16 protein-coding genes are annotated in these 13,327 nt (G+C 52.4%); 7 read left to right on the forward strand and 9 right to left on the reverse strand.

The genetic code is table 11. The features are described from left to right. Together VFE46_18050 and VFE46_18055 are read left to right on the forward strand one after the other, a co-directional pair. The coding region (locus VFE46_18050) for a cytochrome c oxidase subunit 3 (GenBank protein ID HZZ29905.1) at positions 1-353 on the forward strand (353 nt) is incomplete at its 5' end. A 20-nt stretch (positions 354-373) separates the two neighbouring features. Beyond that, on the forward strand, positions 374-667 hold the full coding sequence (locus VFE46_18055; protein ID HZZ29906.1) for a cytochrome C oxidase subunit IV family protein: 294 nt from the start codon (positions 374-376) through the stop codon (positions 665-667). Between the two features lie 23 nt (positions 668-690). Here VFE46_18055 and VFE46_18060 read toward each other — a convergent pair whose 3' ends face one another. Next, the gene (locus VFE46_18060) at positions 691-1,026 is read right to left on the reverse strand and encodes a DUF3175 domain-containing protein (GenBank protein HZZ29907.1); all 336 of its coding nucleotides are present in this window, start codon (positions 1,024-1,026) and stop codon (positions 691-693) included. A 6-nt stretch (positions 1,027-1,032) separates the two neighbouring features. Further along, positions 1,033-1,776 (reverse strand): ROK family protein, encoded by a 744-nt coding sequence (locus VFE46_18065; GenBank protein ID HZZ29908.1) that lies wholly within the window; start codon positions 1,774-1,776, stop codon positions 1,033-1,035. A 118-nt stretch (positions 1,777-1,894) separates the two neighbouring features. Between VFE46_18065 and VFE46_18070 the strand changes: the two genes are divergently transcribed. Then, positions 1,895-2,608 carry an HAD family hydrolase gene (locus VFE46_18070; GenBank protein HZZ29909.1) on the forward strand — a complete coding sequence of 238 codons (714 nt, stop codon included), beginning with the start codon at positions 1,895-1,897 and terminating at the stop codon, positions 2,606-2,608. Positions 2,609-2,743: 135 nt separating this feature from the next. Here VFE46_18070 and VFE46_18075 read toward each other — a convergent pair whose 3' ends face one another. The 7 genes from VFE46_18075 to VFE46_18105 all read right to left on the reverse strand — a co-directional run bounded on the left by VFE46_18075 (position 2,744) and on the right by VFE46_18105 (position 8,194). Further along, positions 2,744-3,448: a DUF4142 domain-containing protein gene (locus tag VFE46_18075; GenBank protein HZZ29910.1), complete on the reverse strand. Its 705-nt coding sequence runs from the start codon at positions 3,446-3,448 to the stop codon at positions 2,744-2,746. A 540-nt stretch (positions 3,449-3,988) separates the two neighbouring features. Beyond that, positions 3,989-4,552, reverse strand: coding sequence for a type 1 glutamine amidotransferase domain-containing protein (locus tag VFE46_18080; GenBank protein HZZ29911.1), 564 nt, complete (start codon positions 4,550-4,552; stop codon positions 3,989-3,991). A gap of 121 nt (positions 4,553-4,673) precedes the next feature. Next, positions 4,674-5,546 carry a non-homologous end-joining DNA ligase gene (ligD, locus tag VFE46_18085; protein ID HZZ29912.1) on the reverse strand — a complete coding sequence of 291 codons (873 nt, stop codon included), beginning with the start codon at positions 5,544-5,546 and terminating at the stop codon, positions 4,674-4,676. Between the two features lie 93 nt (positions 5,547-5,639). Next, positions 5,640-6,554 (reverse strand): non-homologous end-joining DNA ligase, encoded by a 915-nt coding sequence (gene ligD / locus VFE46_18090; GenBank protein ID HZZ29913.1) that lies wholly within the window; start codon positions 6,552-6,554, stop codon positions 5,640-5,642. Between the two features lie 74 nt (positions 6,555-6,628). Next, the gene (locus tag VFE46_18095) at positions 6,629-7,333 is read right to left on the reverse strand and encodes a DNA polymerase ligase N-terminal domain-containing protein (GenBank protein ID HZZ29914.1); all 705 of its coding nucleotides are present in this window, start codon (positions 7,331-7,333) and stop codon (positions 6,629-6,631) included. A gap of 31 nt (positions 7,334-7,364) precedes the next feature. Then, positions 7,365-8,024, reverse strand: coding sequence for a UdgX family uracil-DNA binding protein (locus VFE46_18100; GenBank protein ID HZZ29915.1), 660 nt, complete (start codon positions 8,022-8,024; stop codon positions 7,365-7,367). 14 nt (positions 8,025-8,038) lie between these two features. After that, the gene (locus VFE46_18105) at positions 8,039-8,194 is read right to left on the reverse strand and encodes a DUF3309 family protein (GenBank protein ID HZZ29916.1); all 156 of its coding nucleotides are present in this window, start codon (positions 8,192-8,194) and stop codon (positions 8,039-8,041) included. Positions 8,195-8,227: 33 nt separating this feature from the next. Between VFE46_18105 and VFE46_18110 the strand changes: the two genes are divergently transcribed. The 4 genes from VFE46_18110 to VFE46_18125 all read left to right on the forward strand — a co-directional run bounded on the left by VFE46_18110 (position 8,228) and on the right by VFE46_18125 (position 13,312). Continuing rightward, positions 8,228-8,395 (forward strand): hypothetical protein, encoded by a 168-nt coding sequence (locus VFE46_18110; protein HZZ29917.1) that lies wholly within the window; start codon positions 8,228-8,230, stop codon positions 8,393-8,395. Between the two features lie 175 nt (positions 8,396-8,570). Continuing rightward, on the forward strand, positions 8,571-9,143 hold the full coding sequence (locus VFE46_18115) for a DUF4112 domain-containing protein (GenBank protein HZZ29918.1): 573 nt from the start codon (positions 8,571-8,573) through the stop codon (positions 9,141-9,143). A 1,098-nt stretch (positions 9,144-10,241) separates the two neighbouring features. Further along, entirely contained in the window at positions 10,242-10,790 is a 549-nt protein-coding gene (locus VFE46_18120) for a DUF2911 domain-containing protein (GenBank protein ID HZZ29919.1), read from the forward strand. After that, complete coding sequence (locus VFE46_18125) at positions 10,787-13,312, forward strand: PIG-L family deacetylase (protein ID HZZ29920.1); 2,526 nt, start codon at positions 10,787-10,789, stop codon at positions 13,310-13,312. The genes VFE46_18120 and VFE46_18125 overlap by 4 nt, the downstream gene beginning before the upstream one ends. The last annotated feature ends 15 nt before the right edge of the window (positions 13,313-13,327 follow it).

Below are 13,327 nucleotides of genomic sequence, written 5' to 3' on the forward strand. Positions count from 1 at the left end.
GGACAACATTTCTGGCGCTGAAAGCGGTGGAATATTATGTTGACTATCGAGAAAACTTAGTGCCGCGGTTGGCGTTCGATCCGGCGGAATGGACGGAATCTGGAGTTCACCCACAAGAAGTGCAATTATTTTTGGTGTTCTACTACTGCCTGACGGGGCTGCACGCAGTTCACCTCACGATTGGCATTTCGGTCGTGCTTGTGTTGGCTGCGCTAGCACGAAAAAAACATTTTACGGAGGGCTATTATTCTCCTGTCGAATCATGGGGCTTGTATTGGCACTTTGTCGACGTGATTTGGATCTTTTTGCTGCCGCTGTTGTATTTAGTGGGGACACGAACTTCGCTGTGGTGATCAGCCGCGGGGAAATTGCAATGAACGAAAAATCGATTTCGCCGGCACTCTATTACATCGTGTTTGCAACTCTGGCGCTGTTGACGCTACTGACTTGTGGTATATCGTTTTTGCACGAGGCACCGGCGTGGCATACGGTTGTGGGATTGGCGATCGCCGCAGTAAAAGCAACGCTGGTGGCTCTCTACTTTATGCATTTGCTGCACAGCGGCCGCGTAACCTGGTTGGCCGTGCTGGCCGCGCTGTTTTGGCTGGCAATTATGCTGGGGCTGACATTGGCTGATTTTTTAACGCGCCACTGGCTCGCTTATTAGCGCGGAATGCCGCATAGGAACCGTCATGTGGATTCTCGTTTAGTCTGCAAAATATCCTTCGCCTTTTCTAGTTCGCGCCGGCGCGATTTTGGCAATGTCTTGCCCGCCCTGTTGATGAAAAACTGAACCATCCGGATGGCCGAGCCAATTCCCTTGGGGCTAACTTTTTTGGTGGCCATGACACGGGCAATAGTTTCGGCATCCTTGGTGTACAAGCCTGCCGGCGGATAGGTGGATACGGTTTTTACCTTCCCGCTCCATTTTTTGTTGCTACCTTTTTTATGCGATCTGGTTTTCGCGTGGCGCGTGGTGTTTTTCTTGGGCGAGGCCCCTGCTTTCTTGGCCGACTTCTTTGCCATCGCAAATCACCTCTGTGTTGAATGGTTACTATTTGCGAGTTCTTTTTTCGGCTCGGCTTCGACGGCTTTCGAGCGATCATCGCCGGGCGGATGGTTGGCATCGGGTTCCCACATTCGAACGCCGCCAATGTAGGCCATTTCGTTGGAGCCGCGCCGGCATCCTTCAGGAAGCTTGCTCAACTTTTTTGCTTGTCCGCCGCCAAGCACGACGTAGTCTGCTAAAAAGGCGGGCTTGAGCATGGCAATCGCATCTGTCACCGCCTGTTGCCATTTCTTACCGCCGTGCGTTTCGTAGGCTTGGTGATTCAGATGAGATTCCAATGTCTCGTCTTTGTACAATTTGAGGTGGCCTAGCGCCAGCGGGATGATTTTGCCGTCGATCATGTAAACCGAGCCCATGCTGGTTCCTAAGCCAAGGAACAGCATTCGACCTCCTTCGTAGCTGCCAAAGGCCTGCATGCAGGCGTCGTTCATAATTTTTAGGGGCGCTTTAAAAGCTTTGGCGAAGTCGAACCCAACCCAACCCGGCGCCAGGTTATATGGGTCCTGGGTAGGATATCCGTGCAAAACATCGCCGGGATAGCCGATGGAAACGCGGTCATATTTCCATTCGTCGATGTGCTTCTTGACAGTTTTTACAAATTCCTCCGGCGTCATCTTAGGGCCCGATTCAAACTTAATTTTTTCGCTCTCGCCGGTGCGCCAAATTTTGACATTGCTACCGCCGATGTCGATGACAAGAGTGTTCATAGATGGAAATATCAACAGAATTTTTGAGTAGAAAATGCAATTGTTGAAGTGCAAGCGTTATACCAAATTCCCAATCTTAACTGGCATTCGGCATACTTTTTGCCGTACTTGGATGTTCATGCAGTATTCAGTGGCCGCCTTCGATTATGACGGAACTCTCGCTGGCGATGGGCGCATTTCTGAAGCCACCGTCGCGGCCTTGGAAGCCTGTCGCAGGTCAGGCCGGAAGCTAATTATGGTAACGGGCCGCGAGTTGCCCGATTTGCTAAGCGTCTGTCCGCATTTGGGCTTGTTCGAATGCGTCGTGGCAGAGAACGGGGCACTCTTGTATCATGCCGACGGCAAGAAGGAGAAGGTCCTGGGGCCGGCTCCCTCGGCGGAATTCGTGGCCACGTTAAAACGGCGTGGTGTTACCCCGTGCACCACAGGTCGCGTGATTGTTTCGACTAAACATCCCCATGAAACGGTCGTGTTGCAAACGATCCGCGATTTGGGACTGGAATTGCAAGTAATCTTCAATAAGGGCTCGGTCATGATATTGCCCTCTGGAATCAATAAGGCGACAGGATTGGCAGCGGCGATTAAGGAATTGGGCCTTTCTCCAGAAAACACCGTAGCAATTGGCGATGCGGAAAACGATCACGCGCTGTTAGAAGGCTGTGCGCTAGGAGTGGCGGTAGCAAACGCAGTTCCACTATTAAAAGCCCATGCGGATTGGGTAACCGATGACGAAAACGGTGCGGGCGTAAAACAGCTTATTGACCGTCTCTTGCAGAACGACTTAGCCGATTTGCACCCCAAACAAATCGCGGACGCCAGTCAGACGAACTAAAGGGAAAAGCGCACAAAAAAACGCAGCCGAGGCTTGTGTGCTTCGGCTGCGGCTAGCGGAGTTATGCAACCGCGTGCTTTCGGATCACTTCCCACGCATCGTCGATTTTGGATTCAAGACCGATTTTTGCGTAAGTTATTCCTTCTCCAATGCTTTGGCAATTTTCTTCGCGTGTTCTAAGTGCGACTTGGTGGTTTCGATTCCCTTATCCAGCACCGCAGCCAATTCCGGTGAAGCTTGATTACGAACTACTTCCAACGTGGCCAAAACTTGCATGTGGGCGCCGATTTGACCGCCGATATAACACTTATCAAACTCGCTGCCTTCTTTTTCATTCAAGTCTTTCTTCACCATATCCAGGAGTTTCTGTCCAATTTCCTGTTTCAACATGACGAAATTGAGCTGCTGGCTACCCAGCGGCTGCGTAGTGGACCCAGGAACGGCTGTTTCCGTTGCCGCGGTTTGTGTGCTGACGGTGTTTCGCGCTTCTGGATCGCGTCCGGGGCCGCCCTGAGTACCTGCGAAACGCTCTAACTGTTGCATAAACTCCGTATGGTCCTTCACCATTTTTTGGCCAAAATCTTTTACGTCTTTGTCTTTTGCCTTTTGCTCGGCAAGCTGTCCCAATGCAATTTCACCTTGATTGTCGACAATTAAGCAGCCGGATAGTTGCGAATCCGCGTTCATTGCCATGTTTCCGAGCACAGGCTTGTTCATTTCATGCCGCTGGGCGGTCGGTGCTTGTCCTGTTCGTAGGGGATCTTGGGCTATCGCGGCTTGGGCAATTGAAAAAATCACTATCAGAGCGACGGCAAGAGGCGTTATTTTGCGTACTAACATAAAACATACTCCTTGAAAAAAGCCCGCGAGGGTTCGGCTGTCTACAGTTTGCTGTTGATTGCAAACGTTGTGCCTCAGGCGCGCTCTTTGGTGACGGTTGCCACCAAAGCCATCGCCACTGATCAATCTCCAAACTGACATCCAAAAAGCCGATGCTGTAGCAATAACGCCAAGCGAGCTCGGTGGTGCCGCTCGCCAGTAGTCCAACCCTGGCAAATTTCGGCAGTTAAAGTGCGGATAGTTTTGCAGTTGGGTTTATGCTCTCTGTCGCGATGTTTTGTGGCGGTGGTCATGAAAATTTCCTCCCAAGCGATTCATTAATTCCTTTGCAATTCCATGCTTTACGCATGGACAGATTTGGAAGCCAACAGACGCAACAACTGTGCCAAATAAAAAACCGGTTCAATCGTCTATTTGAGCGATGAACCGGTTTGACTCCACACGTTGAGTTTGGTCCGAATGTCACCTCCCTGGCTGCTGTACTGCCAATGGCAATGCTAGTAATTTGTTAGTGGATGCTGATTTGCTTTGCGGACGCCTTCAGGCAGCATGCACCCCTTCGCCAATTTCCTCAATCAGCTTGCGGTTAAAAGCAGGAATATCGTCTGGCTTGCGGCTAGTAACCAGGCCGTTATCGACAACCACTTCCTCATCGACCCAGTTTGCGCCGGCATTTTTCAAGTCGGTTTGAATCGATGGATACGACGTCATTTTCCGACCTGAAACAACGCCTGCATCGATCAATGTCCAGGGCCCGTGACAAATAGCAGCCGTCGGTTTTCCCGATTCCATGAAGGCGCGAACAAATTGCAACGCCCATTCATTGCGGCGTAGCTTATCCGGATTCATTACACCGCCGGGTAGAACCAATGCATCGAAGTCATCAGCTTTGGCTTCGCTCAGTGGAATATCGACCTGGAACTCGTCGCCCCAATCGGTGTGCTTCCAACCTTTTACGGTGCGTTGCTCCGGCGAAATAATAGACACCGTGGCCCCAGCATTTTCCAGCGCTTCCTTGGGTCCGGTAAGTTCGATTTGTTCAAAACCATTGGCGACCAAAATGGCCACTTTTTTGTCCTTGAGCGTGTTTGTATTGCTTGCCATAATATGGCGCTCCTTGTGAGATAGTGCATAAAGTGCGTTTCAATTTGGCCTTCAAATCTTGTGCCAAGGCGTTACGGTGCGGTGATTGTTTGAGAATACTTTGAAATAGCAGGATTACAACTTATCGTTTCCGTCCCGGCGGCAGGGACTGGCGCACCCGCCAAATTTCACGCCAAGGATCAGACCGCAGCTTCTTCAACCGTTCGACAGCATTTTTAACCGAGTATTGCTGCGGACCTTTTTGCGTGGAAAGCTCTGCCCAAGTGATTGGCATCGATACGCTGGCTCCCGGCTTGGCGCGAGTGGAATATGGAACTACTGAAGTTGCCCCGCGTTCATTCCGCAAATAGTCGACGAAAATTTTGCCGCGTCGTGCCGCCTTTGACATCGTGGCAATGTATCGGTGCGGCGCGGCAGCGACCATGCTGTCGGCGAAGTCGCGAGTAAACTGCTTGACTTCAGGCCAAGTTTGCTTCTGCGCCAGCGGCACCACAATGTGAAGTCCCTTTCCACCTGTCGTTTTGACAAAGCTGGTTAAGCGAAGCCGTTTTAAATTGTCGCGGACTAAAAAAGCTGCTTCGACCACTTCGTGCCAGGAAACGGCCGGATCGGGATCGAGATCAAAGATCATTCGATCGGGGCGCTCGATATCGCCGGTCGGCGAACCCCAGGCATGAATTTCCAACGTCCCGAATTGCACCAACGCAATCAACCCTTCCAAATCCTGAACGACGGCGTACCTGCGGGTTTCGGTTTTCTCGCGAATGGAAATTTGCTGCACCGACGAGGGCATGCCGACAGGGGGATGTTTTTGGTAGAAGCAACCCGCGGCAAGACCTTCGGGGCAGCGAACCAGGACCAATGGCCGATTGGTAACGTGCGGTAATATCCAATCCGCCACTTCGATGTAGTAATTGGCGATTTGTCCCTTGGTAACTCCCGCATCTGGATAAACGATACGGTCTGGGTGGGTGATACGAAATGCGGATTTCACTTTCCCTTGGGCGGCTGCTGCCTTGGAGCGTGGTTTGCGCTTCGAAGCAGGTAGTGATCGGTGCGTGTTTGTTCGGGATGGCATAGCAAAATATTAGACAGCCCTTTCACGTTTCACTTCACGCGAGGGCTTGTCTTGGCGCAGACCGAGGAAAGCTGCTTGTCGCAGCAGGCTGTCGTCGGTCCAGTTGTTAAATTGAATTTGTGCTACTAATTTTGGTTGAACCCAATGTACAGCGCCGGTCGCGCCTGGGATGCGTTTGGTGGCGAAGGAAGACGCTTTTTGCTCCAGAGATTTCAAGCGGCTCAAAATGTCGCGCAGAGAGCGGCTGTTAAAGCCTGTGCCAACGCGCCCAGCATAAATTAATTTGCTTCCAGCCTGATAGTAACCCAGCAACAATGCGCCGAAACCGATGCGCGAGCCGGCAGGTCGCGTGTAACCGCCAACCACAAACTCCTGCTCTTGGCGACATTTGCTTTTTAACCAGGCGCCGGTTCGGCCGGGTATGTACGGCGCATCTCGGCGTTTGGAAATCATTCCTTCCAAGCCCAGCCTGCACATCTTGCGGAGAAAAGCAGCGCCGGAGCCGAGCAAATGTTCGCTGTACCGTAAGCGATGCACGCGGGTAGGCAAATTGTCGATGAGCGATTTTACAACGGCCTTGCGGCGTTCCAGGGCTGCGCCGGTGAGGTCAAAGCCATCCAGATGCAAGATGTCGAACACAAAATAGACCAGCCGATTCGTTTGCCGCTCGCTGAATGAGTTTTGCAATGCTTGGAAACTGCTGATGCCTTTGGAGTCGAGCACGACAACTTCACCGTCGAGGATGGCTTGCTTCACTTTCAGTTCGGTCGCCAGGGTCACGAGCGAAGATACTTTACCAGTCCAGTCTTGTTGGTTACGACTAATGAATTGCACCTTTCCAGCGCCAATTCGGCAAAACATGCGATAGCCATCAAACTTTTGCTCGTGCAGCCAGCTCTCGCCGGAGGGCGGTTGCTTTACCAATGTGGCGAGTTGAGCGTCGGTTTTTTTAGGAAATGCCGCGCGTTGCGCGCCGGGAATTTCATCCAGAGAACTTCCTAGGTGGTGTTGCTGCTCAGCCTGCGACGTTTTTTTTTAACTAGACGGCGGCGATGCGCCTTGGTGCTTGAGACATCATCTGAATTACGAACAGCAGACTTTGCTGGGCCACGAATGGGGCGCATGTGTCCCGTCCGACGGGCGGCAATTTCGGCCAGCGTCCGGCCAGATTTGGCGCTATTGGGAAATTCGACAAGCACATCTCCTTCCGACAATGGTTGCGCCGCTCCATCATGCTCTTTAATCAATAGCCAATTCACTCGGCCGCGAGAGGATGTCCCCCCCCTCATTCGTAACAGCATCCAGTTGCCGTGCAGTTTTTTGCCATTTAACGTGAATTTGAGCTTTCCTTGGCGATAACCTTGATCGGGATCGCCTGCAGGCTTCCAAGAACCGTAATCCCACACCATCACGGTGCCTCCGCCGTATTGACCGGCAGGAATAATTCCTTCGAAACTTCGATAATCGATCGGGTGATCTTCCACCTGGACGGCTAGTCGTTTTTCTGCAGGATCCAAACACGGTCCTTTGGGTACAGCCCAGCTCAGCAGCACACCGTGCAATTCCAGGCGAAAATCGTAATGCAGATGACTAGCGTCATGCTTTTGAATGACGTAATGATGACCGCGCGGTATCGCGCCATTGCCCTGCGGTTCTGGGGTTCGGGAGAAGTTTCGTTTTTTATGATAAATGCAGAGGGCCATGATGAGACAAGTGCGATCACCAGCTTTGTAGTTATTTTGCGCTTTTGACAGCAATTTTGAGATCGTGAATCAATCGGTTTTTAATCCGATGCCGTTCGGCCAAATCTGGCGCTCGCAACGCCGATGATGGGTGATAGGTCGCAATCACGAAGTGCGCCAATGGAGAGGACATCAATTTACCCAGGTGCTGCGTTAGCCTAAAATTACGATCAAACACTGTCTGCGCTGCAGTCGCGCCTAGACAGACTATAGTGCGCGGGCGAACCACTTCAATTTCCGCTTCTAACCAGGGGCGACAGGCCCGAATTTCGCGCATGCTAGGTTTCGTATGCAACCGCCGTTTGCCACGCTGTTCCCATTTAAAATGTTTTACCGCATTGGTCAAATACACTTCGCTACGAGCGGCGCCCGCTGCTTCCAGGCACTGCACAAGTAATTTTCCGGCCGGACCCACAAAAGGCTTTCCTTGGCGATCTTCTTGATCGCCCGGAACTTCGCCAATGATCATCAGGCGCGCTTGAGCAGGCCCGCTGCCAAACACCGTTTGGGTGGCATGACGGAACAGCTCACAACCCCGGCATCCCTGGGCCGATTCGCGTAGCGATTTCAACGAAAAGTGCGACGGCAAAAACTGTATGGCCGAATCGTGAAGTTTCGTTGGATCGGCGCGAGAAAGCGAAGCGAATCGCATGGGGACGCTCGACTCTAAATGCGGCCGGTGAGCAACAGGATTACAAGGATTAGTACAACCAAGCCGAGTCCGCCACTTGGATAATATCCCCAGCCCCTGCTATAGGGCCACGTAGGGATGGCGCCCAACAACAATAAAATCAACACGATCAACAAAATTGTGCCAAGCATATCGATTCTCCTCGGCTAAATGATTTCCCCTCCGTGCCGGTGATCAAAAAATCCGTACTTCAAACAACGGACAAAATGGAACGCAAATTGCGCGCCATTGATGAATTGCTCGTTTTCTTGAGAATTGCAATTTCAATAGATCATCTTTGCATGATCAATTCCGCGATGATGGCGGTAACGCTCAGAAAAGAAGGCACATAGTCTGCCATTCTGGTTGTTCCGAAACCAGTTTGAGTTAGGTTGTGCATGGCCATTGGTTTGCAAATGTTCTTCGCATTGAAGAATCCGTTAGGAGAATGAGGCGGCATATTTATTGCGTTTAACAGGGGGCAATCGAACTTGCACGCAACCACGTCCGGTCTACGCCCCAAAGCAAATGTTATCCGCCCCAGACAATCGTGATGCAGGTCAAAACCTCTCCGACAACAGAGCCTTTGCCGAGCGCTCTACAACTTTTCATGAAGTAACCGATTCCGATCGTCTCGCACATTTAGAATGGATTGCCCATTGGCTGGACGACGGCTTTCAAATTCCTTCCCTACACATTCGTTACGGCTGGGACGCGCTGGTGAAATTAGTTCCCGTAATCGGCGACACCTTGGGCCTATTTGCATCGCTATATTTGTTTTGGGCGTTTCGCCGCTTCGAGCTTGCCCGGGTTACTAGGATGCGAATGGCGGTGAATATTGCAATCGATTATTTCGTCGGCATGATTCCCCTGATTGGCACCGTGTTCGACGTGTTCTGGAAACCGAATGTGTGGAATGTGGAGTTGCTGCGGCGTCATTTATCCGTGACAACTTGGGACCAGGCACGTCGAGCTCGACGAAGCGATTTGTGCTATGTAATTGTTGTTGGTTTAATCGCAGTACTTATTTTGGTGCTTATTGGCATGGGCATCTATTGGTTGTTAGCTGCCATTGTGCATTGGCTGACACAAAACGTTTAATAGGCGTAATCTGCCCCGCACACGTGATTGACGGGAGCCGGAAAAAAGCTCTATTCTTTCAGTCCGCCAAAAGATTTAACCTTAGTAGGTGACCATTCGGACCTTCGTCGACCGCACGCCAACCCAGATCATTTGATCGATGAATATCAGCCGGTTACTCTTGCAAACGGTGGGCGCGCTATTTCTTTGTGCAGGGTTGGTGACCGTTTCATTCTTCTGCGTCGATTGGCCGGTGGCAGTGTGGGTTCACGAACATGCGAACGTGGCGCCTAGTTGGTTGCGAAACCCCCCGGATGTTGTTACAGGACTCGTCTACATATCGCCAGTGCTGTTGCTATTGGCTCTGCTAAAGCGATGGTGGAAGCCATGGCAGCGAGAGGAGGCCCTCGCCATAGCCGGATTTCTCAATATCGTTGTTGCGGCAGCGCTAAAATATTTGCTCAAATGGATTTTTGGCCGACCTGGTCCTAATATGTGGTTTGGCCAGGGGCATTTTTTGACGGATCAGAGCCAATTCGTTTTTCATTGGTTTCATGGTCATCCGGACGATGGCTTCCCGTCAGGACACATGGCTATTGTTTGTGCATTGTGTGCGATGGTGTGGGAAACTTGGCCAAAGTGGCGCTGGCTAGCCGTGGGGACGATATTCGTCGCGGCGATATCGCTGGTGATCACCAATTACCATTTCGTCGGCGACACAATTGCCGGCGGTTGCATTGGTTGGTTGGCCGGTTTATGGACCCTTCGGCGTTCGTTGCCATGGTTAGGGTTGGCGGAATGCAATTCGCGGGATTCGCTCCAGCGCGCAAATAACTGACCGATCGATAGTTTTTCCTTGCCGCTTTCGCCTGGTTTGGCCCAAACGCTTGCTATAGGGATGTGGCTTTGATACGCTACAGCGAAGTCAACCGAAGAGCCTGGTTGAATTCCTGTCTGATTTTGGTTTGCCGATTAATGGATCGACCCGCTTCGACGGTTGAATTTTCTCGCCGCTTGTTTCCCTACCCATGTCGCATCTTGCGACCGTTTGTTGAAGCTCTCCGTCGCGCTGTGTTGCCACCACATCAAGTCACATAACGTTGTGTTCAAGGAGAATTTATGAGCCAGCCGAAGTTGATTTCTCTCATTGCCGCCATTGCCCTGTTAAGTCCGCTGTCGGCATTTGCCCAACGTGCTCGAACGAGTCCGCATGACACGATCAGCACGGTGATCGACGGCGACCGTGTGACGTTGGTTTATGGCCGGCCATATTCAAAAGATCCGCGCAGCGGCGAAGTTAGAAAAATTTGGGGAAAGCTAGTCCCCTATGGGAAAGCCTGGCGATTGGGCGCCGATGAAGCCACTTTGTTGGTCACTCAAAAGCCGCTCGAGATCGGCGATACTTCGGTTCCAGCCGGTGCGTACACGCTGTATATGGTTCCCGACGAAAACGGCGCCAAATTAGCGATCAGCCAGTCGCTTGGCGGCTGGGGAATTCCGGTTGATGAAAAGCACGATTTGGCCCGCGTCGATTTGAAAAAAGAACCGCTCGATAAACCGAATGATCAACTGGCAATGGCGCTGGAAAAAAATCCCTCGGGCGGAGGCGCGATTAAAATTATGTGGGACGACACGGAGTATTCGGTGCCCTTCACGGTTAAAAAGTGAAAATCGCGCGCTTTTTAGCAGCCGTAGTGGTACTAATGCCCATCCTGCATGGCATCGTCTCGGCGCATGCCGGCGATTCTCCCTCGGGGTTGGCAATACTTCAGCAGTTGCGTGGCTTTCAGCAGTTGGGCAGTGTGTTGCACATCGCCGCCCACCCAGATGATGAAAATACGCAGCTCATTACGTACTTGGCGCGGGGCCGGCATGTTCGCACAGCTTACCTGTCGATCACACGCGGCGACGGCGGGCAAAACGTGCTTGGTCCGGAATTCGGCGATGAATTAGGATTGATCCGCACCGAGGAGTTGCTTTCTGCACGGCGTTTGGATGGTGGCCAGCAATTTTTCACTCGGGCCATCGATTTTGGCTTCTCCAAAGATTACCGTGAAACGCTGCGAATTTGGGATGAGCAGGCGGTGCTCTCCGACGTGGTGCGCGTGATCCGCACGTTTCAGCCGGATGTGATTATTACTCGGTTTTCTCCGGAAGCCAGCCGTACGCACGGCCATCATACTGCGTCGGCTGTGTTGTCCGTCGAAGCGTTTAAACTGGCGGGCGATCCGGCGGCGTTTCCCGAACAACTGAAAGATTTAACGCCGTGGCAACCTAAGCGATTGTTGATGAACAGCGGTGGCTTTGGGCGCGGCGGGCCGGCTGGAGGGACGCAAGGCAATGCGCCCGGGGGCGGTGCGGAAAATAGCACTGCCGTGCGAATGGATATTAGCGGCACCGATCCGGTGCTGAATGAATCGTTCGCAGATATTGCGGCACAAAGCCGGGCCATGCATAAAACTCAAGGCTTTGGCAATTTCGGCGGCGGTGGACGCGGCGGCGCAAGGGTTGAATCATTCCAATTGCTTGCCGGTGAACCAGCCAAGAACGACATTTTTGACGGCGTGGACACCACCTGGAATCGTATTCACGGCGGCAATGAAATTGGAAAGTTAATTGACGGCATCATTGCCAAATTCAATCCAGCAGATCCCGCGGCAAGTGTGCCCGATTTGCTCGAATTGCGCAGCAAAGTGAATGCGCAGCCAGCCAGCCGGTTGGTTGACGAAAAACGCCGGCAGCTTGATCGAATTCTTCAGGCTTGCCTGGGACTAACCGTAGAAACGACAGTGGACCATGCAGAAGTCGTTCCCGGCGAGACCATCGTCCTTCGTCACACAGCCACCATGAGGAGCGATGCTCCGGTCCATTGGCTGGGCGTTAGGTACCCGAATATTTCAAAAAGCACCGACGAATCCATGGAACTGCATTCTAATCAGCCAGCCGAGCGCAAAATTACGCAAATGATCCCAACCAATACTCCGCTCACTCAGCCGTATTGGTTGCAAGAACCGCCAGGCATTGGATTGTACCATGTGTCGGATGCATCGCTGATTGGTCGGCCAGAGAATCCGCCAGTGTTTCCGATTGAGCAAATCTTCGAAGTGGGCGAGCAAAAACTTGTTGTCGCCGATGAGCCAGTGGAAATCATTGGCGAATCCGGTAAACAAAAAATGCGGCGGCTGGAAGTGGTCGCGCCAGTGGCCCTGAGCTTTGATTGCGATGTGCAAAATTTCATTCCTGCCGCTGCACGGCCGGTGCAAGTTCAAGTCACCGCCATGCGCGGTAACCTCTCAGGCAAGTTGAAATTGGACGCCCCGTCGGATTGGAAAGTTTCCCCTGAGTCGCAAACATTTGAGCTTCTCAAAATTGGCGAAAGTGCGAAGCTTTCCTTTACCGTAACGCCACCGGCGCAGGCGACTTCAACGGAAATCATTGCGCAGGCCGAAATAAATGGCGCGACTTTCGACAATCGCCGTGTGGAAATTCATTACGATCATATTCCCCCACTTTTGCTGCAGCCGGTCGCGCGTCTCAAGGCTGTGGCGCTCGATCTGGCAATTCGTGGGCACACCGTTGGCTATTTGCCTGGCGCGGGGGATAGCGTGGCGGAATGCCTGGCGCAAATGGGTTACATGGTCAAGCAACTCGCTGCGGCTGATCTTACTGAAGACGGATTGCGCGGCCTGGATGCCGTGGTCATCGGCATTCGCGCTTTCAATGTGCGGACAGATTTAGCTCCGCACTTGCCGGCGCTGTTTGCATACTGCGAGTCCGGCGGCAACGTCATCGTGCAATACAATCGACCAGATGGTATTAAGGCCGATAAGCTCGCCCCGTACGATCTGCGAATTTCCTCGGAGCGTGTGACCGATGAACAATCGCCCGTCACGTTTTTGGCGCCCGATCATCCGGCGCTCAACACGCCCAACAAAATTACACAGGCCGATTTCGACGGTTGGGTGCAGGAACGCGGCATCTATTTTCCGAATCAGTGGGACGAACATTTCACGCCTCTGATTGCCTGCAACGATCCGGGCGAAGCGCCGCTGAAAGGGGGCATTCTCGTGGCCAAGCATGGCCGTGGTTATTTTGTATACACTAGTCTGGATTGGTTCCGCGAGCTCCCCGCGGGCGTGCCCGGCGCCTATCGATTGTTTGCGAATCTGATTTCTTTGGGTAAAGAATGAGACATCCGGCAGGCA

The organism is Pirellulales bacterium, assembly GCA_035656635.1.
Classification (GTDB): Bacteria; Planctomycetota; Planctomycetia; order Pirellulales; family JADZDJ01; genus DATJYL01.